Source organism: Parafrankia sp. Ea1.12, from assembly GCF_900465275.1.
Classification (GTDB): Bacteria; Actinomycetota; Actinomycetes; order Frankiales; family Frankiaceae; genus Parafrankia; species Parafrankia soli.
This window is the reverse complement of the sequence record NZ_UBIZ01000092.1, coordinates 22,953-45,821: the sequence shown is the minus strand read 5'-3', so window position 1 is coordinate 45,821 and position 22,869 is coordinate 22,953. Positions and strand designations below refer to the sequence as shown.

18 protein-coding genes are annotated in these 22,869 nt (G+C 72.8%); 15 read left to right on the top strand and 3 right to left on the bottom strand.

Going from position 1 to position 22,869, the window contains the following annotated elements:
* Nucleotides 1-86: 86 nt before the first annotated feature.
* The 5 genes from FMEAI12_RS01665 to purB all read left to right on the top strand — a co-directional run bounded on the left by FMEAI12_RS01665 (nt 87) and on the right by purB (nt 6,141).
* Complete coding sequence (locus FMEAI12_RS01665; protein ID WP_012157655.1) at nt 87-1,370, top strand: adenylosuccinate synthase; 1,284 nt, start codon at nt 87-89, stop codon at nt 1,368-1,370.
* Between the two features lie 224 nt (nt 1,371-1,594).
* Nucleotides 1,595-2,533: a hypothetical protein gene (locus FMEAI12_RS01660; RefSeq protein WP_112104738.1), complete on the top strand. Its 939-nt coding sequence runs from the start codon at nt 1,595-1,597 to the stop codon at nt 2,531-2,533.
* Nucleotides 2,534-2,957: 424 nt separating this feature from the next.
* Nucleotides 2,958-4,277 (top strand): phosphoribosylamine--glycine ligase, encoded by a 1,320-nt coding sequence (gene purD, locus FMEAI12_RS01655; protein WP_012157652.1) that lies wholly within the window; start codon nt 2,958-2,960, stop codon nt 4,275-4,277.
* Entirely contained in the window at nt 4,274-4,837 is a 564-nt protein-coding gene (gene purE / locus FMEAI12_RS01650) for a 5-(carboxyamino)imidazole ribonucleotide mutase (RefSeq protein ID WP_071060823.1), read from the top strand. The genes purD and purE overlap by 4 nt, the downstream gene beginning before the upstream one ends.
* Complete coding sequence (purB, locus tag FMEAI12_RS01645; RefSeq protein WP_112104732.1) at nt 4,834-6,141, top strand: adenylosuccinate lyase; 1,308 nt, start codon at nt 4,834-4,836, stop codon at nt 6,139-6,141. The genes purE and purB overlap by 4 nt, the downstream gene beginning before the upstream one ends.
* A gap of 109 nt (nt 6,142-6,250) precedes the next feature.
* Here the strand turns inward: purB and FMEAI12_RS01640 are convergent, their stop codons facing one another.
* Together FMEAI12_RS01640 and FMEAI12_RS01635 are read right to left on the bottom strand one after the other, a co-directional pair.
* Nucleotides 6,251-6,844, bottom strand: a complete 594-nt coding sequence (locus tag FMEAI12_RS01640) for a hypothetical protein (RefSeq protein ID WP_071060819.1) — start codon at nt 6,842-6,844, stop codon at nt 6,251-6,253.
* 649 nt (nt 6,845-7,493) lie between these two features.
* A complete protein-coding gene (locus tag FMEAI12_RS01635) occupies nt 7,494-8,093 on the bottom strand; it encodes a hypothetical protein (RefSeq protein WP_112104731.1) in 600 nt (199 codons plus the stop codon).
* 161 nt (nt 8,094-8,254) lie between these two features.
* Between FMEAI12_RS01635 and FMEAI12_RS01630 the strand changes: the two genes are divergently transcribed.
* The 8 genes from FMEAI12_RS01630 (at nt 8,255) to FMEAI12_RS01595 (ending at nt 18,408) form a co-directional block, all read left to right on the top strand.
* Entirely contained in the window at nt 8,255-9,166 is a 912-nt protein-coding gene (locus FMEAI12_RS01630) for a phosphoribosylaminoimidazolesuccinocarboxamide synthase (protein ID WP_112104730.1), read from the top strand.
* A 133-nt stretch (nt 9,167-9,299) separates the two neighbouring features.
* Nucleotides 9,300-11,849 (top strand): MMPL family transporter, encoded by a 2,550-nt coding sequence (locus FMEAI12_RS01625; protein ID WP_235013588.1) that lies wholly within the window; start codon nt 9,300-9,302, stop codon nt 11,847-11,849.
* A 246-nt stretch (nt 11,850-12,095) separates the two neighbouring features.
* Entirely contained in the window at nt 12,096-13,178 is a 1,083-nt protein-coding gene (gene panC / locus FMEAI12_RS01620; protein WP_112104728.1) for a pantoate--beta-alanine ligase, read from the top strand.
* A gap of 3 nt (nt 13,179-13,181) precedes the next feature.
* Complete coding sequence (gene panD / locus FMEAI12_RS01615) at nt 13,182-13,631, top strand: aspartate 1-decarboxylase (RefSeq protein ID WP_112104727.1); 450 nt, start codon at nt 13,182-13,184, stop codon at nt 13,629-13,631.
* A gap of 4 nt (nt 13,632-13,635) precedes the next feature.
* Entirely contained in the window at nt 13,636-15,423 is a 1,788-nt protein-coding gene (locus FMEAI12_RS01610; RefSeq protein WP_112104737.1) for an L-aspartate oxidase, read from the top strand.
* On the top strand, nt 15,420-16,448 hold the full coding sequence (gene nadC, locus FMEAI12_RS01605) for a carboxylating nicotinate-nucleotide diphosphorylase (RefSeq protein ID WP_112104726.1): 1,029 nt from the start codon (nt 15,420-15,422) through the stop codon (nt 16,446-16,448). The genes FMEAI12_RS01610 and nadC overlap by 4 nt, the downstream gene beginning before the upstream one ends.
* 58 nt (nt 16,449-16,506) lie before the next feature.
* Complete coding sequence (locus tag FMEAI12_RS01600) at nt 16,507-17,268, top strand: type III pantothenate kinase (protein ID WP_012157640.1); 762 nt, start codon at nt 16,507-16,509, stop codon at nt 17,266-17,268.
* Nucleotides 17,269-17,445: 177 nt separating this feature from the next.
* Nucleotides 17,446-18,408: an SGNH/GDSL hydrolase family protein gene (locus FMEAI12_RS01595; RefSeq protein WP_112104725.1), complete on the top strand. Its 963-nt coding sequence runs from the start codon at nt 17,446-17,448 to the stop codon at nt 18,406-18,408.
* A 9-nt stretch (nt 18,409-18,417) separates the two neighbouring features.
* Here the strand turns inward: FMEAI12_RS01595 and FMEAI12_RS01590 are convergent, their stop codons facing one another.
* On the bottom strand, nt 18,418-18,954 hold the full coding sequence (locus tag FMEAI12_RS01590) for a flavoprotein (RefSeq protein ID WP_071060805.1): 537 nt from the start codon (nt 18,952-18,954) through the stop codon (nt 18,418-18,420).
* Between the two features lie 149 nt (nt 18,955-19,103).
* On the opposite strand from FMEAI12_RS01590, the gene FMEAI12_RS01585 reads away from it, so the two are divergent.
* Together FMEAI12_RS01585 and FMEAI12_RS01580 are read left to right on the top strand one after the other, a co-directional pair.
* Nucleotides 19,104-20,618 (top strand): ParA family protein, encoded by a 1,515-nt coding sequence (locus FMEAI12_RS01585; protein ID WP_235013587.1) that lies wholly within the window; start codon nt 19,104-19,106, stop codon nt 20,616-20,618.
* A gap of 634 nt (nt 20,619-21,252) precedes the next feature.
* Nucleotides 21,253-22,347, top strand: coding sequence for a Fe-S oxidoreductase (locus FMEAI12_RS01580; protein WP_235013586.1), 1,095 nt, complete (start codon nt 21,253-21,255; stop codon nt 22,345-22,347).
* Nucleotides 22,348-22,869 lie beyond the last annotated feature (522 nt).

Below are 22,869 nucleotides of genomic sequence, written 5' to 3'. Positions count from 1 at the left end.
GCCATCCGGCCACGGAACGCCGCCGCCGGCCCGCAGGGTCTGGCGGACGGACCACGACGGGCCCATATCCCTAGTAACCTCGCCCGGTGCCCGCACTAGTCCTCATCGGCGCCCAGTGGGGCGACGAGGGAAAAGGAAAGGCGACCGACCTCCTGGGCGGCGCCGTCGACTACGTCGTCCGCTACCAGGGTGGCAACAACGCCGGACACACGGTGGTGATCGGTGCGGAGAGTTACGCCCTGCACCTGATTCCGTCCGGTGTGCTCCGCACCGACTGCGTTCCGGTGATCGGTAACGGCGTCGTGATCGACCCCGGTGTGCTGCTCTCGGAGATGGACGGCCTACAGGCCCGCGGGGTCGACGTCTCCCGTCTGCTCATCAGCGCGGACGCCCATCTGATCATGCCGCACCACCGCGCCCTGGACAGGGTCACCGAGCGGTACCTGGGCAAGGCCCGGATCGGCACGACAGGCCGGGGCATCGGCCCTGCGTACGGGGACAAGGTCGCCCGCACCGGCATCCGGGTGCAGGACCTGCTCGACCCCGGCATCTTCCGGCAGAAGCTGGAGCTGGCGCTGCGGGAGAAGAACCAGGTCCTGACCAAGGTCTACAACCGGCGGCGCATCGAGGTCGACGAGGTCGTCGAGGAGTACGCCGCCTACGCCGAGCGGCTGACCCCGCACATCGCCGACACCGGCCTGCTCCTCGACACCGCCCTGCGCGAGGGCAAGGTCGTCCTCCTCGAGGGCTCCCAGGGCACCCTCCTGGACGTCGACCACGGCACGTATCCGTTTGTGACCTCCTCGAACCCGACCGCCGGCTACGCCGCGACCGGCGCCGGCATCGGCCCCACCCGCATCAACCGGGTGATCGGGATCATCAAGGCGTACACGACCCGGGTCGGCGCCGGCCCGTTCCCGACCGAGCTCGACGACAAGGTCGGCGAGGAGCTGCGCCGCATCGGCGGAGAATTCGGGGTCACCACCGGCCGGGCCCGGCGCACCGGCTGGTTCGACGCGGTCATCGCCCGCTACGCAGTCCGGGTGAACGGCCTCACCGACCTTTTCCTCACCAAACTCGACGTACTTTCCGGCTTCGACACGGTGCCGGTCTGCGTGGGCTACGAGATCAACGGTCAGCGCACCGATGAGATGCCGATGACGCAGACGGAGTTCCACCACGCGAAACCGATCTACGTCGAGCTGCCTGGGTGGCACGAGGACATCTCGGGTGTCACCCGGTTCGCCGATCTCCCCGAGGCCGCCCAGGCGTATGTGGCGACACTCGAGGAGATGGCGGGCGCCCCGGTGTCGGCGGTCGGGGTGGGCCCCGGCCGCGCCCAGACCCTGGTGATCAACGAACTGATCTGACCCGGGCACGGCCCCCACAGCCGTCCACCCTGCCGTGCCCGGTCCCGGCCAGCCCGGCGCGCGGGCGAGAGTCTCACCCGTGCCGTGCCCAGACCCGAGCCGTGACCGGTCCCCCGTGCGGTGAACAGTCTCGCGCGGTGATCGGGTCGGGCCGGAGTTGCACTACGGAGCGTTACGGTCGACGCTTGGCCGGTCACAGTAGGCGACGACCGGGGGTGGTGGCGATGGCGGGATACCCGTCGCAGGCCTCCTGGGACGACGAGCACGCCGACGGCGCCGACGGCGCCGGCTCCGAGATCACGAACGAGACACTCGCCACCGCGCGACCCTCGACCGAACTCGAGCCGGCGACGGCGCCACGCCAGCCAGGCCCGGCACGCTGGTCACCCACCGTCCATCCTGACCATCCGCTACGCCACGGCATCGACCCCTCGACGTGGCCGGTCGGTTTCTCCCCCACCGGCGAGGCGCTGCCGGAGACCCTGACCGACGTTCTCCTGCGCGGCAGTCACGCCATCCGCAGCTCGAAGCGCGCCGAGGCCCAGCGCCTCGAGCGGGCGGCGGCGATCGCCGAGCACGTCCAGGCCCAGATCGACGACTTCCTGGGCTTCTGCGCGGCCGAGCGCCTCACCCCACCGGTCATCGTCCGCACGAACGGCCGCCGCGCCGAACGGTCCCACGACGATGTCCCCGACTGGAACGGCACGCCACGACTCCGGACGTCAACCATGGACCGCGCCGCCGCACGGGCCGGGGATGACGACTCCAGACAGGACCGTCGCCGTGGCGAGGACGACGCGGACCCCGACACCGCCAGTCCGCCGCCCACCGGCCGGCACGGACGTCGGTCGGGGACCACACCGGCACGCCGCCGGCTCCTTCGCCGCGAGCGGCTGCATGCCTGGCCGCTCCTCTACTGGCGCTGCGAGAGTTTCCCGGCCCCGGGACGCTCCCTGCACCTGTTCGTCGAACCGGACGGACGCACCTTCGAGGGCCGCGACGCCCCCGCGCCGCTGACGGTGCTCGGCCGTGAGGTGCAGGTGTGGCCCGTCGACGCCCCGTCGATAGTCGAGGGCATGGCCGAGGTGGACGCCCGCCGTTGCGCACTTCACCTGGTGCACGGAATGGCTCACATGCTCTGGCAGGCCGGCGTGGGCCTGTAGCCCTTCCGCCTTCTTAATCTATTAGCCACATCTAATTCCATCTCCACCACCGGCGCCGTTTCCGGCGCGCACAGAGAAGTGTGGTGATCGAGTGAGTCCATGCACTCATTCAGTCGCCGCGCTTCATCGAAACGGATAAAAGGACGTCGACAGCGCCGACGCGCGCCCCCCGGAGCCCCGCGGCCCGAGCCGGGCGCCGGGCGGGGGCCCGGACCATGCGACACGGCGGTGGCCGGTGGAGGCGGCACGGGTCCTGTCGTGGTCTCTTCTTGCTGATGAGCAAGCGGACATTGCTGGCACCAGTCGATCCCCGGGACACTCGGGACGGCATCGCCGACAGGGCCACAAGGCAAAGGATGATCAACGTGCACGCTAACCTGGACCCCGTGACTTCCGCGGCCGCCACCCCGGCCTCCCCCGAGCTGTGAAGGTCCTCGTCGTCGGTTCCGGCGGGCGTGAGCACGCGTTGTGCCGCGCGCTGGCCCGGGATCCCAATGTCGGCTCGCTCGTGTGCGCCCCGGGCAACGCGGGGACGGCGGAGTTGGCCGAGCCGCGTCCGCTGCGGGTCGACGATCCGGATGCTGTCGCCGCCCTCGCCGAGTCGGTGCGCGCCGATCTGACGGTGATCGGCCCCGAGGTCCCGCTGGTCGCCGGCGCGGCCGACGAGATCAGGGCCCGTGGGCTGCGGGCGTTCGGCCCGTCCGCCGCGGCCGCGCGACTGGAGGGCAGCAAGGCGTTCGCGAAGGAGATCATGCGAGCGGCGGGCGTCCCCACGGCCGATTCGCGGGACCACACCGAGATCTCCTCGGCGCTGGCCGATCTGGATAGTTTCGGCCCGCCGTACGTCGTGAAGTACGACGGTCTCGCCGCGGGCAAGGGCGTCACCGTGACCACCGACCGGGACGCGGCCGTCGACGCCGTCCGGGCGAGCCTGCGTGGCCCGGACGACCGGGTGGTGCTCGAGGAGTACCTCGACGGGCCCGAGGTCTCGCTGTTCGCGATCGTCACCGAGTCCGGCTCGGTGGTGCCGCTGCTGCCCGCTCAGGACCACAAGCGGGTCGGCGACGGCGACACCGGCCCGAACACCGGCGGGATGGGGGCCTACACCCCGCTGCCGTGGGCGCCGCGGAACCTGACCGCCGAGGTGGTCCGCACGGTGATCCGGCCGACAGTGGACGAGATGGCCCGCCGGGGAACCCCGTTCACCGGTCTGTTGTACGCCGGGCTGGCGCTGACGTCCCGTGGCATTCGTGTGGTCGAGTTCAACGTTCGGTTCGGTGACCCCGAGGTACAGGCGATCCTGGCACTGCTCAACACGCCGCTGACCGACGTGCTCTCCGGGCGGCGGCCGCCGGTGTGGCGGTCGGGGGCCGCGATCACCGTGGTCGTCGCCGCCGCCGGCTACCCGGCGAACCCGCGGCTCGGTGATCCCATCCGTGGTCTGGCCGCGGCCGGCGCGCTGGCGGGGGTGGACGTGCTCCACGCCGGGACCCGCCGGGACGAACAGGGGCAGGTGGTCGCGTCGGGTGGCAGGGTGCTGTCCGTCACGGCCATCGGCTCGAACCTCGAGTCCGCGCGAGGATCGGCATACGAGGCCATCAGCCGCATCTCGCTGGACGGTGCCCACTACCGCACCGACATCGGGGACCCGTCCCGGATGCGCGGCGCGGTGGACGTCCACCGCGCCGGTTCCGGGGTGGGCGACCTTCACCAGTCGCAGGACCAGCAGGACAAGAAGGAGTGAGCGTGTCGCAGGGCAAGTCGTCACAGGGCAACGGGGCAAGGGGCGGCTCGACGGATCCGCGGGTGGCGATCGTCTACGGCTCCCCGTCGGACACCCAGACCATGAGCAAGGCCGGCGCCACCCTGGAGCGCTTCGGGGTCGCCTACGAGGAGGTCTCCCTCTCGGCGCACCGCGCCCCGCGCACGCTCGCGGAGTACGTCGGGAAGCTGCGCGCGCGGGAGATCCAGGTGGTGATCGCCGGCGCCGGGCTCGCCGCCGCGCTGCCGGGCGCCGTCGCGGCCCTGACGACCCTGCCGGTCATCGGCGTGCCGATCTCCGGTGGCGCGCTGGACGGCATGGACTCCATGCTCGCCATCGCGCAGATGCCGCCCGGCGTGCCGGTGGCCACCGTCGGGCTGAACAACTCGACGAACGCCGCGATCCTCGCGATCCAGATCCTGGCGCTGGGCGACCCGGATCTCGGCCTGAAGCTCGCGACGTTCAAGGACGAGTTCGAGCAGGCAGCGGCCGACTCTCTCGCTGACGTCGCGGCGGCGGCGACCGCGGCGGCACGCGCATGATCGGTCGCTACACGCTGCCCGACATGGGTCGGGTGTGGTCCGAGGCGAACAAGTACGAGCTGTGGTGCAAGGTCGAGGTCCTGGTCCTGGAGGCGCACGCGGCGGCCGGGCGCGTCCCGGCCGCCGCGGTGGGCCCGGTGCGTGCCGCGGCGGCCCCGACGCCGGAGGCCGTCGCCGAGATCGAGGCCGTCACCCAGCACGACGTGATCGCCTTCCTGACCGCCTGGGCCGACCAGACCGAGCCGCGTTCCGCCGCGGCCTACGTGCACTTCGGCATGACCTCGTCGGACCTGCTCGACACCGCGCTCGCCTGCCAGCTCGTCGAGGCCACCGACCTGCTGCTCGCCCGTGCCGACCGGCTGGTCGCCGCGCTGCGCGACCTCGGGCTGGCGCACCGCGGGACCCTGCGGGTCGGCCGCACGCACGGCATCCACGGCGAGCCGACGGTGTTCGGCCACCGCGTCGCCGACCTGGCCTTCGGGATGGCCCGCTGCCGTGACCGGCTGCGCGCGGCGCGGGCGGACGTCGGCGTCGCGAAGATCTCGGGAGCGGTCGGCACATACTCGAACATCGACACCGACGTGGAGGGCTACGTCGCGGACAAGCTCGGCCTCACCCCGGCGCCGGTCGCGACACAGGTCGTCCTGCGGGACGGGATCGCCTCCTGGGTCGCGGCCCTCGCCGGCCTGGCGACGGTCTGCGAGGCGGTCGCCCTCGAGGTGCGGCACGGGCAGCGCACAGAGGTCCGGGAGCTGTCCGAGCCGTTCGGGTCGGGCCAGAAAGGCTCGTCCGCGATGCCGCACAAGAAGAACCCGATCATGTCGGAGCGCATCGCGGGGATCGCCCGGATCGTCCGGGCCCAGTACGTGCCCGTCCTCGAAGGTGTCCCGCTGTGGCACGAGCGGGACATCTCGCACTCCTCCACCGAACGGATCGCCCTGCCGGACGCCGCCTGCGGCGTGGACTACCTGCTGCACCTCACCACCCGGCTCGTCGACGGCCTCGTCGTCGACCGGGAACGGATGCGGGCGAACCTCGACGCCACCGGCGGGCTCGTCTACACCTCGGCGGTGCTGTTGGAGCTGGTGGAAACCGGGCTGTCGCGCGAGGACGCCTACGCCGTCACCCAGGCGGCGGCGATGGAAACCTGGCAGACGGGCGTCCCCTTCCGCGAGACGCTGCGCAAGCACGCGGGCGACCGCGGCCTGCCGCTCGACGAGGCTCGCCTGGACGAGGTCAGCCGACCGGAACGCTATGTCGAGCGGCTCACCCCCGTCTTCGACCGACTGGCCGCGCTGAGCTAGGCGAAGCGGACGTACCGGGGCCGGACCGGACGGAAGGGCCTGGCCCTACCCGGTCCGGCCTGGCCCAGGCCGGTCGGGTCGGGTCGGGGGCAACGGGTGAAAGCCGAGGTCAGGTGTCGGGCCGGACGGGGTCCGGCCGAGTCGCCTCGGGCTGGGTGTCAAGGGCGCCGCGCAGCTCGTCGAGCTCCTCGGGCGCGACGAGGCCGCCCTCGGCCGCATGGTCGAGCAGGCTGGCCGCGGTGTCACGTGATCCCGACGCCAGCAGGTCGACGAGCGTGCGGGCCGCACTCGTCGCCCGCAGGCCGTGCACCTGCTCCTGCTGTTCGGCGGACATCGCGTCATACCACAGCACGACGCCCTTGTTCCGCCGCCGCGAGGAACCGGGTGGCAGGAGCAGGTGGATCGGCTCGTCGTCCGAGCACGGCGGCAGGGTTGGGAACTCGTGCAGGCGCGCTGCCGTCAGGCCGCAGAGGGTGGCGCACGGCAGGACGAGCAGCGCCGCCTGACAGCGCCCAAGATAAGTGTCGCAGGTGGGGACGACATATCCGCCCTGGACGGGATTGAGCCAGTCCTCGTTCTGGACCAGCTGATGTAGGCGATGGTCGGTAAGGCCGGCACAACGCGCCTGTACGCGCGTGAGCGCACCCTTCTGGCGGCACGCGACCGCCAGGGCCCGAGCAAGCGCGGGGTCGTGGCGACTCATGACTTCCACGGTGCCAGGAGCAAATCCAGCCGTGCGCCGATATCCAGCCCTCGATCGATGATCTGGCTGAAAATTCTTCGATAGCCAACCGTCAGGCGCACTAAAGATATAAGCACGAATACGATTTCCCAATATTTTTGTCTTCCGGTTTCAGAGGTAGGGATCCCGGGCAGGCGCCGGCGAGACGAAGGGCCGGGGGCAGCCCCGGAGGTCTCGACCCCGGGCCTCGTACACCCCGGCGACCCCTGGGGCCCGGCGACCTCTGTGCTCGGGGGCCGGGGAGCCTCGGAACCCGGGGCCGGCAGCCTCTGGACCTGGGGGCCAGGGGCCCAGCCTCCGGACCTCCGGGATCGGGCCTCCGGGATCAGGGATCGGGGGCCCGGAGATCGGAGATCACGGGTCGACGCCGCACACCCCGGTAGCCTGCTCGCCCTTTGGCATCCTTCTCGCTCTTTCAGGCAGGGTTCCACCGGAAAAGCCACCCGAAACGGCGAGAAAGAAACGAAAAGGCGAGTAGCCGAGCGCCAGAATCGGTCCGGACCAGCCCGGACCGACCCGGATCCCAGCCACCCGCCCCCCACACCGCACCTTCGCGGATGCCCGAATACCGGCCACGCCTGGCCGGTTGCCGGCTACTTCTGGGCAACGGTCAGTGGATGGCGACCTCCAGGCCGATCAGAATGATGCCGAGTAGGGCGATTCCCGCGGTGTAGCCGGCGAGTCGCCAGCGGCGTAGGCCTCCCGCGCGCCCGGAGAACAGGCCCCACGCGCAGAGCAGCAGCAGCGAGGTCCACAGTGCCGCCTCCTGCGCGTCACTGACGCTCGCGCCGGCCGCACGGGCGACTGCCAGCACGGCGAGCGGCAGGAACGAGGCCCGGACCATCGGCCAGTTCTCGACCAGCGCGCGCCGGGCGCCAGACCAGCCGGCGCCGGAGTCGGCGTCGGCGTCGGCGTCGGCGTCGGCTACGCGCCCGATGCCGTCACCGGTGTCGTGCCGGACGCGGTGGCCGATGGCGTGGGCGTAGCCGTGTGCCAGCCAGAAGACGACCATTGTCGTGGCGACCGCGGCGATGATCTCGGCGGCCGAGTCCTGATCAGGGTCCTGGGCGGCGATCAGGCCGGCGGCCAGCACCGTCCCGTAGACGGCGTGCCGGGGATGACCGGTTGGCGGGAAGAGGATGGCCCGGGCCGCGGCGCGGAAGACGCCGTCGGCCGTTGAACCGCCCGCGGTGCCCCCGGCGCTCGCCACAAGGCGACATGCTGCCGGCGGCTGCCGGCATCCGCATCCCGACCAGGACCCCGGGCCGGTCGCCCCGGCCCGGGTCCGCCGCCGGGCAACCGAGCGGGGGCATCACGAAGAGGCACGTTGAGCGGGCGTCCCGGGCAGGAGGCTACCGGTACGGTCGGACCATGCCGCTGACACATGAGGAGTTCGCCGGGCTGACGCATCTCGGCTCGGGGAAGGTGCGTGAGCTGTTCGCGGTCGGGGATGACGCGGTGCTGCTCGTGGCGAGCGACCGGATCTCGGCCTTCGACGTCGTGCTGCCCACGGAGATCCCCGACAAGGGCGCGGTGCTCACCGGGCTCAGCCTGTGGTGGTTCGACCAGCTTGGTGATCTCGTCCCGAGCCATGTGATCAGTTCGAGTGTGGACGAGTACCCGGCGGAACTCGCGCCCTACGCCGAGCAGCTGCGCGGGCGCTCGATGCTGTGCCGCCGGCTCGACATGGTCCAGATCGAGTGCGTCGCCCGCGGTTACCTGACCGGCAGCGGCCTGAAGGACTACCGGAGCTCCGGCACCGTCAGCGGCCATCCGCTCCCCGCCGGCCTGGAGGATGGCAGCAGGCTGCCGAACCCGATCTACACGCCGTCGACGAAGGCACCGATCGGGGAGCACGACGAGAACATCAGCCGGGACGACGCGGCCGGCCGGGTCGGCGCGGAGCTGGCGGCCGAGCTTGAGCGGCTCACCCTGCAGATCTTCGGGCGGGCCAGTGATCTGGCCGCCGAGCGCGGGATCCTGCTCGCCGACACCAAGTTCGAGTTCGGCCACGACGCGGACGGCGTGCTGCGGCTCGCCGACGAGGTACTCACCCCGGACTCGTCCCGGTTCTGGCCGGCGGACGCCTGGACGCCGGGCGGCACGCAGCCGTCCTATGACAAGCAGTTCATCCGCGACTACCTGGTCAGCACGGGGTGGGACCGCAACCCGCCGGCACCGGAGCTGCCCGACGACATCGTCGAGTCGACGCGCGCCCGCTATGTCGAGGCCTACGAGCGGCTGACCGGGATCTCGTTCAAGGATTACCTGTCCACCGCGTGACCACCCCGCCGGCCGGGGGTTAGCCCCACCTGGGGTCGCGAGCGAACCCCACCGGGTGCCGGAGGATTTCGGCACCTCAAACCTGGTAGCTCTCCGCAGTGACCAGGAACGGTCGGAACGAGATCGTCGTTCCATGCGCACGAGACCTCCGACAGCATCGACGCCGCGCCGCTCACCCGCCCCGTCGGGGTCCGGCGCCTCGGACGGGCCGGCCGACCGCGGCCCACGCCATGCTCACCGGGCCGCGCCGACCGGCGCGTCCCCCGACAGCCCCACGCACGCCACCCACCTGGCCGCCCGCGCGGCCCGGTGGAGCGTGCGGCACCGCCGCCTCGCCATCGGCGGCTGGATCCTCGGCGTCGTGCTCGTCACTCTGCTGGGGAGCCTGATCGGGACCAGCACCCTCGGTGACGACGACTACAGCGTCGGTGAGGACGGGCGGGCCCAGAGCACCCTGGACGCGCACGGGTTCACCTCCCCCGCCAACGAGAACGTGCTGATCCAGCGGCCGGCGCAGGCTGCCAGCCCCGAGGAGCTGCTCGCCGACCCCGAGCTGCGGGCCGCCCTCGCGGACGTCGCCGCGCGGCTCGACGGCACCGGTGAGGTGACCAACCTGCGGGCGCCGATCGCGCTGCCCGGGGTGGAGGCGAACCCCGGGCTGGTGTCCAACGACCGTCGTTCGGTCATGGTGACCTTCGAGATGCGCGGTGACGAGGACACCGCCACCGACCGGATCGACCCGGTGCTGGCCGCCGTCGCGGCCGCGGCCGACGAGCATCCGGGGCTGCTCGTCGAGGAGGTCGGCGAGGCGAGTGCCGACAAGGCGCTCGGCGACACGATCGGCAAGGACTTCAAGCGGGCCGAGCTGCTCGCCATCCCGCTCACCCTCGGCATTCTGCTGGCCGTCTTCGGCGCGGTCGTCGCCGCGCTGGTGCCGGTCGTGCTCGCGCTGACCGCGTTCGTCGGGGCGCTGGGTGTCGTCGCCTTCACCAGCCGGCTGCTGCCCACGGACGAGACCGCGACCTCGGTCATGCTGCTCATCGGCCTGGCGGTCGGCGTCGACTACGCCCTGTTCTACATCCGCCGCGAGCGCGAGGAGCGGGCCGCCGGGCACAGCCCGCAACGCGCGCTGGAGATCGCCGCGGACACTTCGGGTCACGCCGTTCTGGTGTCCGGGCTGACGGTCGCCGTCTCGATGGCGGGCCTGCTGCTGACCGGGCTGAGCGTGTTCAGCGGGATCGCCGGCGGCACGGTCATCGTGGTGCTGATCGCGGTGCTCGGCTCGCTCACGGTGCTGCCGGCGGTGCTGTCCTGGCTGGGTGACCGGGTCGAGCTCCTGCGGCTGCCCTGGCACCGCCGCGCCGACGCCCGCGCCGCCGCCGCCAGCGCCCCGGGCGCGGACAGGAAGACCACGAGCACCACGAGCACCACGAGCGTCGCCGGCACCGCTGGCGTCGATCTGACCCGGCCCGGCCTGACGGGACGGCTGCTGCGCCGCCCCGGCATCGTCGCGGTGGTCACCGGCGGGCTGCTGATCCTGCTGGCAGTGCCCGCCCTGGGGCTGCGGACCGTCGAACCGGGCATGGACGACATCCCCGACGATCTTCCGATCATGCAGACCTACGATCGGGTCCAGGCGGCCTTCCCGGGCGAGCAGACGGCCGCGGTCGTCGTGGTCTCGGCCGCCGACGTGCGGGCGCCGCAGGCGGTGGGAGCCATCGACGCGCTGCGCGAGCGGGCGCTGGCCAGCGGAATGATGTACGAACCGATCACCACCGAGATCAGCGCGGACGGCCAGGTCGCCAAGATCTCGATCCCGATCGCCGGCGAGGGCACCGACGACGCTTCGCTGCGGGTGCTCGACACGCTGCGCGGGGAGATCATCCCCAGCACGATCGACCCGGTCTCCGGGATGTCGGCGGACGTCACCGGGTGGACTGCCGGTTCGGCCGACTTCAACGCCCAGCTCAACGGGCGCACCCCGCTGGTGATCGGGTTCGTGCTGGTCCTGGCCTTCCTGCTGCTGCTGGCCGCGTTCCGCAGCGCCATCGTCGCCGCGGCGGCCGTCGCGCTGAACCTGCTGTCGGTGGCCGCGGCGTACGGCCTGCTCGTGGTGGTGTTCCAGCATCACTGGGCGGACGGCCTGCTCGGCTACACCTCGACCGGGGCCATCACCAACTGGCTGCCGCTGATGCTCTTCGTGATCCTGTTCGGCCTGTCCATGGACTACCAGGTGTTCGTGCTCAGCCGGGTCCGGGAGGCCTACGACTCGGGCCTGCCGATGCGCGACGCGGTGCTGGTCGGGGTCCGGCGTAGCGCGGGGGTGGTGACCAGCGCGGCCGTGATCATGGTGGCGGTGTTCAGCATCTTCGCCACCCTGTCGCAGGTGAGCATGAAGCAGCTCGGCGTGGGGCTCGGCGCGGCGATCCTGCTGGACGCGACCGTGATCAGGGTGATCCTGATGCCCGCCGTCCTGACGCTGATCGGCGAGCGGGCGTGGCGCCGCCGGCCCGCCGCCGTCGCCGCCGCCGACGACGACCGGGGGACGGCCGTCCCGGTGCCGGCGGGTGACCGCCGGCCGCAGCTCCCGGCGCAGGCCCCCGCGCCCGCCGTGCCCCCCGCACCCGCCGGCCACGGCCCGTTCTCCGGCATGGGCGACTTCCCCCGTCACCGCCAGGACTGACCGCGCAGGTCCAGTCACCGATTCCGTCCAGTCACCGCCCCCGGTCGCGCCGTAGCGGCCGGGGGCGGTGTGTCTTCTCGGGTCTCCGGCCGCGGCGCGAGCCGGCCCGATGCCGTCCCGGCCAGGCTTGCGCGGCGAAAGACGGCCCGGTCACAGACCGGGCCGGGGGAGGTTGCATGCGGGTTACAGTGTCCGGCGACGTCCGGTACCCCATCCGAGGACTGGAACGGACAGATGCCTGTTCACATGCCTGCCCAATCGCCCGCCCGCCCGATTTCCGGGCCGGCCGCACCGACCTCGCTGCCCTCGCCGGCCGCACCGACCTCGCCATCGGCGTCAGCCGGACCGGGGGGCGGGACCACCGCCTCCGGATCACCGGTCCGAACGGGCCGGCCCACCGTCGCCCGCACCCGCGCCGAGCTCGCCGCCCTGCTGAGCGAACCCGCCGCGTCCCCCGTCGGGAACGGCCCCGCGCGGGGGGTGCGCGCCGTCGTGATGACGATGGGCGCCCTGCACCGCGGGCACGCCGAGCTGATCAGAGCGGCCCGGCGCCGGGCCGACCAGGTGGTGGTCACAATCTTCGTAAACCCGCTGCAGTTCGGGCCGGGTGAGGATCTCGACCGCTACCCCCGCACCTTCGAGGCAGACCTCGATCTCTGCGCGCGCGAGGGTGTCGACGCCGTCTACGCCCCGACCCAGGTCCATGATCCCGCACCGCTGGTCACCCTGAGTGCCGGCCCGCTCGGCGACGTCCTCGAGGGGGCGTCCCGGCCGGGCCACTTCGACGGGATGCTCACCCTGGTCGGCACGATGCTGCACCTCGTGCGCCCTGATGTGGCCTTCTTCGGCCGCAAGGACGCCCAGCAGCTCGTCTGCATCCGCCGGATGGTCGCCGACCTGGCGTTCCCGGTGGAGATCGTCGGAGTACCGACGGTGCGGGACACCGACGGTCTCGCCCTGTCGAGCCGAAACGCCTACCTTGGGCCGGAGCAGCGGCGCAGCGCGCTGGCGCTCTCCCGGGCACTGTCCGCCGGCACCGGGCAGGCTGGAGCGGGCGCGGCGGCCGTACTGTCCGCGGCCCGGTCGGTGCTGGCCGCCGAGCCGGGTGTGGGCGTCGACTACCTGACGCTGGCCGACCCGTCCGATCTCGGGCCGGTCGAGGTCGGGCCGGCGCTGCTGCTGGTCGCCGCCCGGGTCGGGAACACCCGGCTGATCGACAACGTCGAACTCGTCCTGACGGGGGCCGGGCCGGGCCCCGTCGACGACGAAGCCCGCAGCAAAGACCACAACGAGGCTCGCAACGACGCCGGCAAGGGCAAGGAGGTCTGACCGGTGTTCCGGACCATGCTCAACTCGAAGATCCACCGGGCGACGGTCACCCAGGCCGACCTGCACTACGTGGGCTCGGTGACGATCGACGCCGACCTGATGGCGGCCGCCGACCTGCTGCCCGGCGAGCAGGTGACGATCGTCGACATCAACAACGGCGCCCGGCTGGAGACCTACGCGATCAGCGGCCCGGCCGGCAGCGGAATCATCGGGATCAACGGGGCGGCCGCCCGGCTGGTCCACCCCGGCGACCTCGTCATCATCATCTCCTACGGGATCATGGATGACGCCGAGGCACGCCGGCACGTCCCGAAGGTCCTGTTCGTCGACGCGGAGAACCGGATCATCGGGCAGGGCGGTGATCCGGCGGCGGCGCTGCCGGGCGATCCGTCCAGCCTGCGGGGCGACGTCCTGGACCCGGCCGGCGCTCACGGCCTGGGCGGGGGGGCGTAGCGAGGTGCCTGTTCTTCCGCACCGACTCGGCGCGCCCCGTCCGGGCTGGACCAGGCACGCCGACATCGTGGTCATCGGGTCCGGAATCGCCGGGCTCACCACCGTGCTGCACGCGCGCGCGGCGAGCCCGGACAGCCGCGTCCTGCTGGTCACCAAGGCCCTGCTGGACGCCGGATCGACCCGCTGGGCCCAGGGCGGCATCGCCGCGGCCCTGGGCGTCGGGGACTCCCCGGCCGAGCACCACCGCGACACCCTCGTGGCCGGGGTCGGCCTGTGCGACCCGGTGGCGGTCGACATCCTGGTCACCGAGGGTCCCGCCCGGGTGCGGGAGCTCGCGGCGCTCGGCGCCCGGTTCGACCGGGAGCCCGACGGGGCGCTCTCACTCACCCGCGAGGGCGGCCACCTGCGCGATCGCATCGCGCACGCCGGTGGCGACGCCACCGGGCTGGAGGTGGAGCGCGCCCTGATCGCCGCCGTGCGCGCCGACCCGTCCATCGAGGTGCTCGAGCACGCGCTCGTCCTCGACCTGCTCACGGACCGAGGCGGGCGGGCGGTCGGAGCCACGCTGCACGTGCTCGGCGAGGGCAGCCGGGACGGCGTCGGCGCCGTGACGGCACGCGCGATCGTCCTGGCCACCGGTGGCATGGGGCAGATCTTCGCGTCGACGACCAATCCGGCGGTCTCCACCGGCGACGGGGTGGCGCTCGCCCTGCGTGCCGGGGCGGTCGTGACCGACCTGGAGTTCGTCCAGTTCCATCCGACGGCACTGTGGCTGCCTGAGCACGAGTCGGGCCAGCAGCCGCTGGTCAGCGAGGCTATGCGCGGCGAGGGCGCGCTGCTGGTGGACGCGGCCGGCCAGCGGGTGATGGCCGGCGTCCACCCGCTGGCCGACCTGGCGCCCCGGGACGTCGTCGCGAAGCGGATGTCGCGGGTGATGGCCGAGCAGGGGGTGCGCCACCTGTTCCTCGATGCCCGCCACCTGGGCACCGAGACGCTCCTGCGCCGGTTCCCGACCATCACCGCCCGGTGCCGGGCCGCAGGCATCGACCCGGTGACCACGCCGATCCCGGTGGCCCCGGCGGCGCACTACGCCAGTGGCGGGGTCCGCACCGACGTGTGGGGGCGCACGAGCGTCCCCGGGCTGTACGCGTGCGGGGAGGTCGCCTGCACGGGAGTGCACGGGGCGAACCGGCTGGCGTCCAACAGCCTGCTGGAGGGGCTGGTGTTCGCGGCGCGGATCGCCGAGCACATCGCCGGGCTGCCCGGGGTCCGCCCGGTGGACGGACCTGGCGGCACGCCGTCCACCGGGGAGCCGACGGGCGCGCGGGGATCGGGCCTGACCGATCCGACCGAGCGCGGTGCCCTGGCCCGGGTGATGACCGACGGGGCGGGCGTCCTGCGCAGCGCCGAGAGCCTGCGGGCGACGTCCAAGATGCTCGCCGGCCTCGGTGACCTGCGGGTCAGCGGGGCGACCGTGCAGGCCGGGCCGGCGGCCTGGGAGATGACGAACCTACGCACGGTGGCGACCGCACTGGTCGCGGCGGCGGAGCTGCGCACCGAGACCCGCGGCTGCCACTGGCGCGAGGACTTCGGCGCCCGCGACGACGAGCACTGGCGCGGGCATGTGCTGACCAGGCTGGATCAGGAGGGGAAGCTGATCGTGACCTACGAGGCACCGCCGGCCGAGGAACGGTCGAACGGGGCACGCGCGGCGCAGGGCCCGTCGGCCCGGTCGCAGGCCCCGTCAGCCCCGTCGGGCCGGTCGACGGCGTCCCAGGCGCGGTCGGCGTGAGTGGCGGGCGGCCGGGGCCGCCGCTCGGCCCCGACCAGCTTTCGGCCGCCGTCCTCGCGGGGCTGAAGTCCGCGGGGCTGGAGGCGGCGGCAGTCCTCGACGTGATCGGTCGGGCCCTCGCCGAGGATCTTCCCGTGGCCACGTCCCCGCAGGTCAGCGGGGCACCCCGGCCGGCGGACGAGGCAGCCCCGCCAGGTGGTGAGGCGGCCCCGCAGGTGGGCGAGCCGGCCTGGGCGGTCGACGCGACGTCCGCGGCGACCGTGGACGCGGCGCTGATCAGTACCGGTTCCGTGGTCTCCCGGGCGGACGGCGTGGTGGCGGGCGTGCCGGTCGCCGCGGCCGTGTTCGAGGTGCTGCTCGGCGCCGCGGTCACCGTGACGCCGACGCTCGCCGACGGGGACCGGGTCGTTCCGGGCACGGAGGTGCTCCGGGTGCGTGGTCCCGTCCGTGGGCTTCTCACCGCCGAGCGGACCGCGCTCAACCTGCTCTGCCACCTCTCCGGGGTAGCCAGTGTGACCCGGCTGTGGGCCGACGCGGTCGCCGGCACCGGCGCGGCCGTCCGCGACACCCGCAAGACCCTGCCCGGGCTGCGCGCGCTGGAGAAGTACGCGGTGCGCTGCGGCGGCGGGCGCAACCACCGGATGTCGCTGGCCGACGCCGCGCTGGTCAAGGACAACCACGTGATCGCGGCCGGCGGCGTGGCGGCGGCGTTCACCGCGGTGCGCGCCCGGTACCCGGACCTGCCCGTCGAGGTCGAGTGCGACACCGTCGAGCAGGTCGTCGAGGCGGTCGGCGCCGGAGCCGACCTGATCCTCTGTGACAACATGTCCCTGGACGAGCTGCGCGCGTCGGTCGCCGTCGCCCGGCCGGCCGGGGTCCTGTTGGAGGCGAGCGGCGGGCTCACCCTCGACGTGGCCGCCGCGGTGGCCGCCACCGGGGTCGACTTCCTCGCCGTCGGCGGGCTCACCCACTCGGCGCCCGCGCTGGACCTCGGCTTCGACCTCGCGGTGCCGGCTCCCCGCTGACGCCCGCGCACCGCGCGCACCCCACCCCCCGAGCGGACAGACCCTGGACGGCCGAAACATGCTGCTGACGATCGACGTAGGCAACACGAACACCGTGCTGGGTGTTTTCGACGGCGATCAGCTCGCCAACTCGTGGCGGGTCCGCACCGACCCGAGAGCGACCGCCGACGAGCTGGGCTGGCTCTACCGCGGCCTCCTCGGCGACCACCCGATCGGCGGTGTCTCGGTGTGTTCCACCGTGCCGGCCGCCCTCCGGGAGATCCGCCGGATGGTCAGCCGGACGTTCCCGGCGATGCCGACCGTCGTCGTCGAGCCCGGCACCCGCACCGGGGTGCCGATCCTCATCGACAACCCGAAGGAGGCCGGCGCCGACCGGATCATGAACACGCTGGCCGCCCACCACCTCTACGGCGGCCCGGCGATCGTGGTCGACTTCGGCACGGCCACGAACATCGACGTGGTGTCCGCGCGGGGCGAGTTCCTCGGCGGGGCGTTCGCGCCGGGCATCGAGGTCGCGCTGGACGCGTTGGCCTCCCGTGCCGCGCAGCTGCGCAACGTCGAGCTGACCACCCCCCGTTCGGTGATCGGCAAGAGCACCGTCGAGGCACTGCAGTCCGGGATGATCTACGGCGTCGTCGGCCAGGTGGACGCGCTGGTCCGCCGCATCCGGGCCGAGCTGGGCACACCGGCCACCACGATCGCCACCGGCGGCCTGGCCCCGCTGGTGATCAAGGAGAGCGAGACCCTCGACAATCACGAGCCGCACCTGACCCTGATCGGGCTGCGGCTTGTCTTCGAGAAGAACACCGAACCGCGCTGAGGCGAAGTCCGGGAAGACCCGGTCCGCGCCGTCTCTATCGGATTTCCGACAACCATCCGGGCGCCGCCGGACGGAACAGCCGGACTCCGCGGTAATCCGGTGACGCGCCGCCAGCTACATCCCCGTTCCGGGCAGGAAACCGTCCGGCACCGGCGTGCCCGGGTTAGCCTTTCCCTCATGCGGCACAGCACGGGGGCGACCTCACGATTCGGCGGCCCGCACGGCCCGCACGGCCGGCACGACCGGACGGCACTGTTCAACCGAACAGCGACGTTCAACCGAACAGCGCCGTTCACCTGGACGGTACTGTTCGTCTCGGCCGCACTGTTCGTTCTCCTCGGGACGCCGATGGGGACGGCCGGGGCGGCGACCGCGGCCCCGGGAACGCTGACCGTGGCCGCGCTGGGCGACTCGTACTCCTCCGGTGAGGGAACGCCCCCGTTCGAAGCGGCCTTCGCGAGCTGCCGCCGCAGCGCCGGGGCGTGGCCACGGCTGCTCGCCACCCTCGACCCGCCGGCCACCAACGTCCTGCACGCGGCGTGCGGGGGCGCGACGACAGAGGCCATGACCAAGCCTCAGCGGGGCTCTCCGCCCCAGCTCGAACAGCTGCGCGCCCTGCCGACCCCACCGGACGTGGTGACGCTGACCATCGGCGGCAACGACGCCGGGTTCAGCCAGGTCATGTTCAGCTGTGTCGCATGGAAGTGCTTCTGGGACGGCGACGACCGCCGCCGGCGGGACTACGTCGAGGACGTGCTTCCCGACGTCCTGGTCGCCACCTACAAAGAGGTGAAGGCCGCGGCGCCGCACTCCCGGATCGTGGTCGTCGGGTATCCCACCGTCGTTCCGCGGTCCCAGAGCGACAACACCTGCCGATGGCTCGACAAGAGTGAGCGCCGCCAGCTCGCCAGCCTGAACAACGCGCTCAACCGGACTATCCGCAGAGCGGCGTCCGACGCCGGTGTCGAGTACGTATCGACCGATCGGTCCCTGCGCGGGCATGAAATGTGCACCAAGGACTCCTGGGTGAATCCGATCGGCCTTTTCGGCGCGAGCCGGAGTCTCAGCGCCCATCCGACCCGGGCCGGCCAGGAGGCCCTGGCGAAAACCGTCCACAGGGCCCTCTTCGACGACCGCTGACGGCTGGCGTCAGCCCGCGGCGGACCGGAGCTCGGCGAGCACCCGGCGGGTGTCGGCCGTCTCCCAGCCGCCGGCGGCCAGGCCGGGATCGCGCGCCGTCCAGCGGTCGAGCAGCCGCACGCCGGCGCCGCGCAGCGTGCGGCACGACGCCGCGAAGGCCGGATGGGCCGCCTGCGGCTCCGCCAGGCAGGGCGCCGCGACGACCGGGAGACCGAGGCCGAGCGCCTCGGTGAGCAGCCCCAGCACGAGGGTGTCCGCGATGCCGGCCGCCCACTTGTTGATCGTGTTGAAGGTCGCCGGGACCACCACGAAGGCGGCCGGCGGCGGGAGGACGTCGGGCTGGCCCGGAAACTTGTAGTCGGTGCGCACGGGATGTCCCGTGGCCGCGGCGAGGGCAGGCAGGTCCAGCCAGGCGGCGGCCCGCGGCGTCGTCACGACGCACACGTCCCAGCCGTCCCGGCGGGCCTCGGTGGCGAAGTCCGCGGCGGCCAGCGCGGGCAGCGCCGCGCACACGACGTGGTAGAGCACTCGCGGTGAGGTCGTCATGGCTGCCAAGTCTCGGTGGCCGCGCCGTCTCGTCCCGCGGACTTGCCGAATCGGCACCGCGAGCGCGCCGACTGCGGGAAGAATGTCTCGTCCGTGCCACTATGAACGACCGGGGCCGCGGGATCCTCCGGTCGACGACGGGGAGGCGCATGTCCGCCGCAGTGGTCGCGTTCTTCAACAACAAGGGCGGCGTGGGCAAGACGTCCCTCGTCTACCACCTGGCGAACATGTACGCCGACCTCGGCCGGCGCGTCCTCGCGGCTGATCTCGACCCACAGGCGAACCTGACCGCCTCCTTCCTGGACGAGGACACGCTCGAACGCCTGTGGCACCCCGAGGCCCGGCGGTCCGCCGCACCGGCGCGAACCATCCACGGGATGCTGCGCCCGCTGATCGAGGGCACCGGCGACATCGCGCCCGCGCCCGGCCAGCTGGTCGGCGACAACCTCGTCCTGCTCCCCGGCGACCTGGAGCTCTCCGGCTTCGAGGACGAGCTCTCGCAGGCCTGGCCACGTTGCCTCGAGGGGCCCGGCAACCCCCGGGCCTTCCGCGTCATGAGCGCGCTGGGCCGGCTGGTGCGCGCGGTGGCCGACCTGCACGACGTCGAGATCGTGGTGATCGACGTCGGCCCGAATCTCGGCGTGATCAACCGGGCCGCCCTGGTGGCCAGCGACCATGTCGTCGTCCCGCTCGCCCCGGACCTGTTCAGCATGCAGGGCCTGCGCAACCTCGGCCCGGCCCTGCGGGCGTGGCGCGACGGCTGGGCCGACCGGCTGGCCCGGGCCCCGCGTGACGTCACAGGCCTGCCAGGTGGCGGTATGCGCCCCCTCGGTTACGTCATGCTGACACCGCACGGGCGCTCCGACCGGCCGTCACGCGCGCACAGCCGCTGGATCTCCCGCATGCCGACGGTCTACGCCCAGGAGGTCCTCGGCGTCGCTCCCCGGGTGCCGGTCGACATCGCCGTCGATCAGCACTGCCTGGCCCAGGTGCAGCACTACCGCAGCCTCATGCCGCTCGCGCAGCTCGCCCGGCGGCCGGTCTTCGCGCTGCGCCCGTCGGACGGCATCGTCGGAAGCCACCTGCAGACCACACAGCGCGCCTACCGCGACTTCTCCACGCTGGCCGTCCGGATCGCGCGCCGGATGGCCGAGGCCGAGCGGCGGCCCGGTCCCCGGGAGCTGGAGCCGGCGCCTCGGGTGGATCACCGCCCCGCGGGTGGACGGCCGCCGGGCACGAGCCCCACGGCAGGTCCCATGGCAGGTCCCGCTGCAGGCCTCACGGTAGGTCTCGGGGCGGGAGGCGGTCCGCGCCCGGCCCTCGGCCCCGACGCCGAGGTGGCCCTGAGTCGGGTTCCTCTCGCCCGGAGCGAGACCGCTCCGCGCGCGACGCTCGCCGCCGGCCCGGCCGCGAGCGTCTCCACCAGCCCGGTCGCGGGTCGGCCCGGAGGGCCGGTGGCAGGCCTACCAGCCGGGCCGGTCGCGGGTGCGCCCAGCGCGCCGGTCATAGCCGGCGCCTCCGTCGCCCCCGGGGCGAGCGTCGCCACCAGCCCGGACTCCGTCGGCCCGGTCTCGATGGCCGCTCCCCTGCCGCCGGGGCTGCCACCCACCGTCGCCATGCCCCGGGTGCGTCCCGACCGCCCCCGCCCCGGCCGCGCCGGCTGACTCGGCCAACTCCGGATCAGGGAACCGTGGCGCAGGTCGCGTCGGCGCCACCCCGGCCTCCCACTGTGATGCCGGACCGCCGAGGGCGCAGGGTATAAGGTCAACCTCACTTGCTGATCTCGTGGACATGGCCCTGGGTCGGGTCAGTCTCGGGTCAGGCGCGTCACAGGTCAGTTGGGTCACAGGTCAGATCGGTCACAGGTCGCCGAGTTGCCCAGTCGCGTAGGTCGGCCACGGCGAATCCGTCCGCGGTCGGTTCAGTGGTCCTGCGCGCGGGGCAGGCAAAGAAGATAGAAGGTGGCACCCGGCGGGCCCGTCCGCCGAGCCGTCGGCGGTCGGGCCGGGTCCACCAGGGCGGACGCGGCTGGGTAGTGGACGTTTCCGGGTGAACCCGGACATCACACGCGCCAAACCTTCGGCGGACTGTGACGAATCCATCTTGCCGACCGGCGAGCCCGGGACCAGCCGCGATGTTCTCGGCGCGGCGGCGGGTGGGCGACGCCGAGTTGACGGAGACGGTCAAGTTAGGCTTACCTAACACCATGTCTTCCGCAACGCCTCCCCGGTCGCACCCAGGGCCAGCGGCGGCCTTCCCGGTGGCAGTCCTCCCGACGAGGACCCTGTCCCCGACGCCGTGCCCGGCCCACCCGCCCAGCGGGACGGTGGCGGCGCGATCGACTGCCGGACCACGCAGATGATTCCGGCCCAGAACTGCGCGACCCGGCCCGTCGGCCTGGCGGATTTCGGCTCCACCCTGCGAGCGGTGGCCCCGGCCCTCGACCACCGCCACGCGATCGCCGGGTCGCCCGAGCCGGCCGACGGCTGGATCGACGCCACCGACCTGCGCAGCCCCGCGGGGCTGGACGCGGCGCTCGGCGTCATCCGCGATCATCACCAGGCCAGCGCCGAGGTCGCCGTCAGCTACCTCACCGCCTGGTATGCGGCGACCGTCGTCGGGCCGGCCGTCACCGCGTTCGTCCTCACCCGCCGGATCCCCGACCTCGACCCGGCCGGGATCTCGGTGCGCTGTCGCGAAGGCGGCTGGTTCGACGCCACCGCGTTCCGAACGCGGCGGATGACGATCATGCACTCGGATCCCGTCCTGACGGCGCCGGTGCCGGCGCGGATCGCATCAGAACTGATCACCCAGGCCGGCGGCCCCGTCACCGAACAGGTGCTCCCGGCCGGCACCTACGACCGCTACCCGGACAGCGTCGGCCCCCCGGACAGCGCCAGTTACCCGGACAGCGTCGGCTACCCCGAGGGCATCACAGCGGACGACCCGATCGAGGTCGTGGAGGCCGTGGCCGACGTCGAGACGCTGCGCGCGCGGCTGGTGAGCCAGATCGTCGGCCACCTCGAGCCCGTGCTCGCCGACCTGCGCCCGCGGGCCCGTCTCGGCCACGCGGCGCTGTGGGGCGCCGTCGCCGCGCAGTGCGGCCGTGCCTTTCTTCTCACCGAACGGGTGAGTGGTGATCCCCACGCCGGCCGCCTGGAGGCGGACGCCTTCTTCGCGAGCGCGTCACCGCCGCTGCGGGCGAGACCGACCTGGCAGCAGTTCGTCCATCGCGGCCGGCCGTACACGGGCATGCGGCGCGGCTCGTGCTGCCTGGCGCACCGGGTCACCGCCGAGTTCTGCACGGCGTGTCCGTTCGTGGCCGCCGAGGAGCGCGAGAACCGGCTCCGGGAGTGGATCGACACCCAGGGTCCCGGCGGTCTGGCGGTGTGAGCCGACATCCACGGGGCAGGCTCGAACGAGGCCGGGCGTGGTCTGGCCGGACGTGGTCTGACCGGGCGCGCTCCGGTGGGATGCGCTCTGGTCGGATCTGGGCCTGGGCGCACCCGACCTGGTCAGACGTGATCTCAACGTGGCCTGAATCACACCGAAGGGCCACCTGAGTATCGGTTACCGTCGGTAGTGCTGGATTCGGGTCCAGCCGGTGGCCAGGGCCCCAGACACCCGTTCCCGCCACCGTTCCCGGAGCATCGCGGCTCCGGTTACAAGTTCTGATCATCTGCCCGTCGAGCCCCGGCCACGAACTGTCGGGGTCACCATGTCGTTCCGCTCTTGGCGGAACCACGTGACGGAATCACGCCTGGTCGGCCACGGTTGCGATGAACGTCTCCGCTGGTCGGCCGGCAATCCGGCCGCGACGCCGTCCCCGACGAGGGGGACGGTTCCGGCGGGTAGGTTTCTGTTCGATGCGTGAGGACATGCCTCGGCGGAGCTAGCATGCGGATACCGGCTGTC

Coding starts and splice junctions, on each gene's coding strand:
- FMEAI12_RS01660 (WP_112104738.1), top strand. CDS start 1,595: ATGGCGGGATACCCGTCGCAGGCCTCCTGGGACGACGAGCACGCCGAC.
- FMEAI12_RS01600 (WP_012157640.1), top strand. CDS start 16,507: ATGCTGCTGACGATCGACGTAGGCAACACGAACACCGTGCTGGGTGTT.
- FMEAI12_RS01640 (WP_071060819.1), bottom strand. CDS start 6,844: ATGAGTCGCCACGACCCCGCGCTTGCTCGGGCCCTGGCGGTCGCGTGC.
- FMEAI12_RS01590 (WP_071060805.1), bottom strand. CDS start 18,954: ATGACGACCTCACCGCGAGTGCTCTACCACGTCGTGTGCGCGGCGCTG.
- purB (WP_112104732.1), top strand. CDS start 4,834: ATGATCGGTCGCTACACGCTGCCCGACATGGGTCGGGTGTGGTCCGAG.
- FMEAI12_RS01625 (WP_235013588.1), top strand. CDS start 9,300: ATGCGCACGAGACCTCCGACAGCATCGACGCCGCGCCGCTCACCCGCC.
- panC (WP_112104728.1), top strand. CDS start 12,096: ATGCCTGCCCAATCGCCCGCCCGCCCGATTTCCGGGCCGGCCGCACCG.
- FMEAI12_RS01585 (WP_235013587.1), top strand. CDS start 19,104: ATGTCCGCCGCAGTGGTCGCGTTCTTCAACAACAAGGGCGGCGTGGGC.
- FMEAI12_RS01595 (WP_112104725.1), top strand. CDS start 17,446: ATGCGGCACAGCACGGGGGCGACCTCACGATTCGGCGGCCCGCACGGC.
- FMEAI12_RS01630 (WP_112104730.1), top strand. CDS start 8,255: ATGCCGCTGACACATGAGGAGTTCGCCGGGCTGACGCATCTCGGCTCG.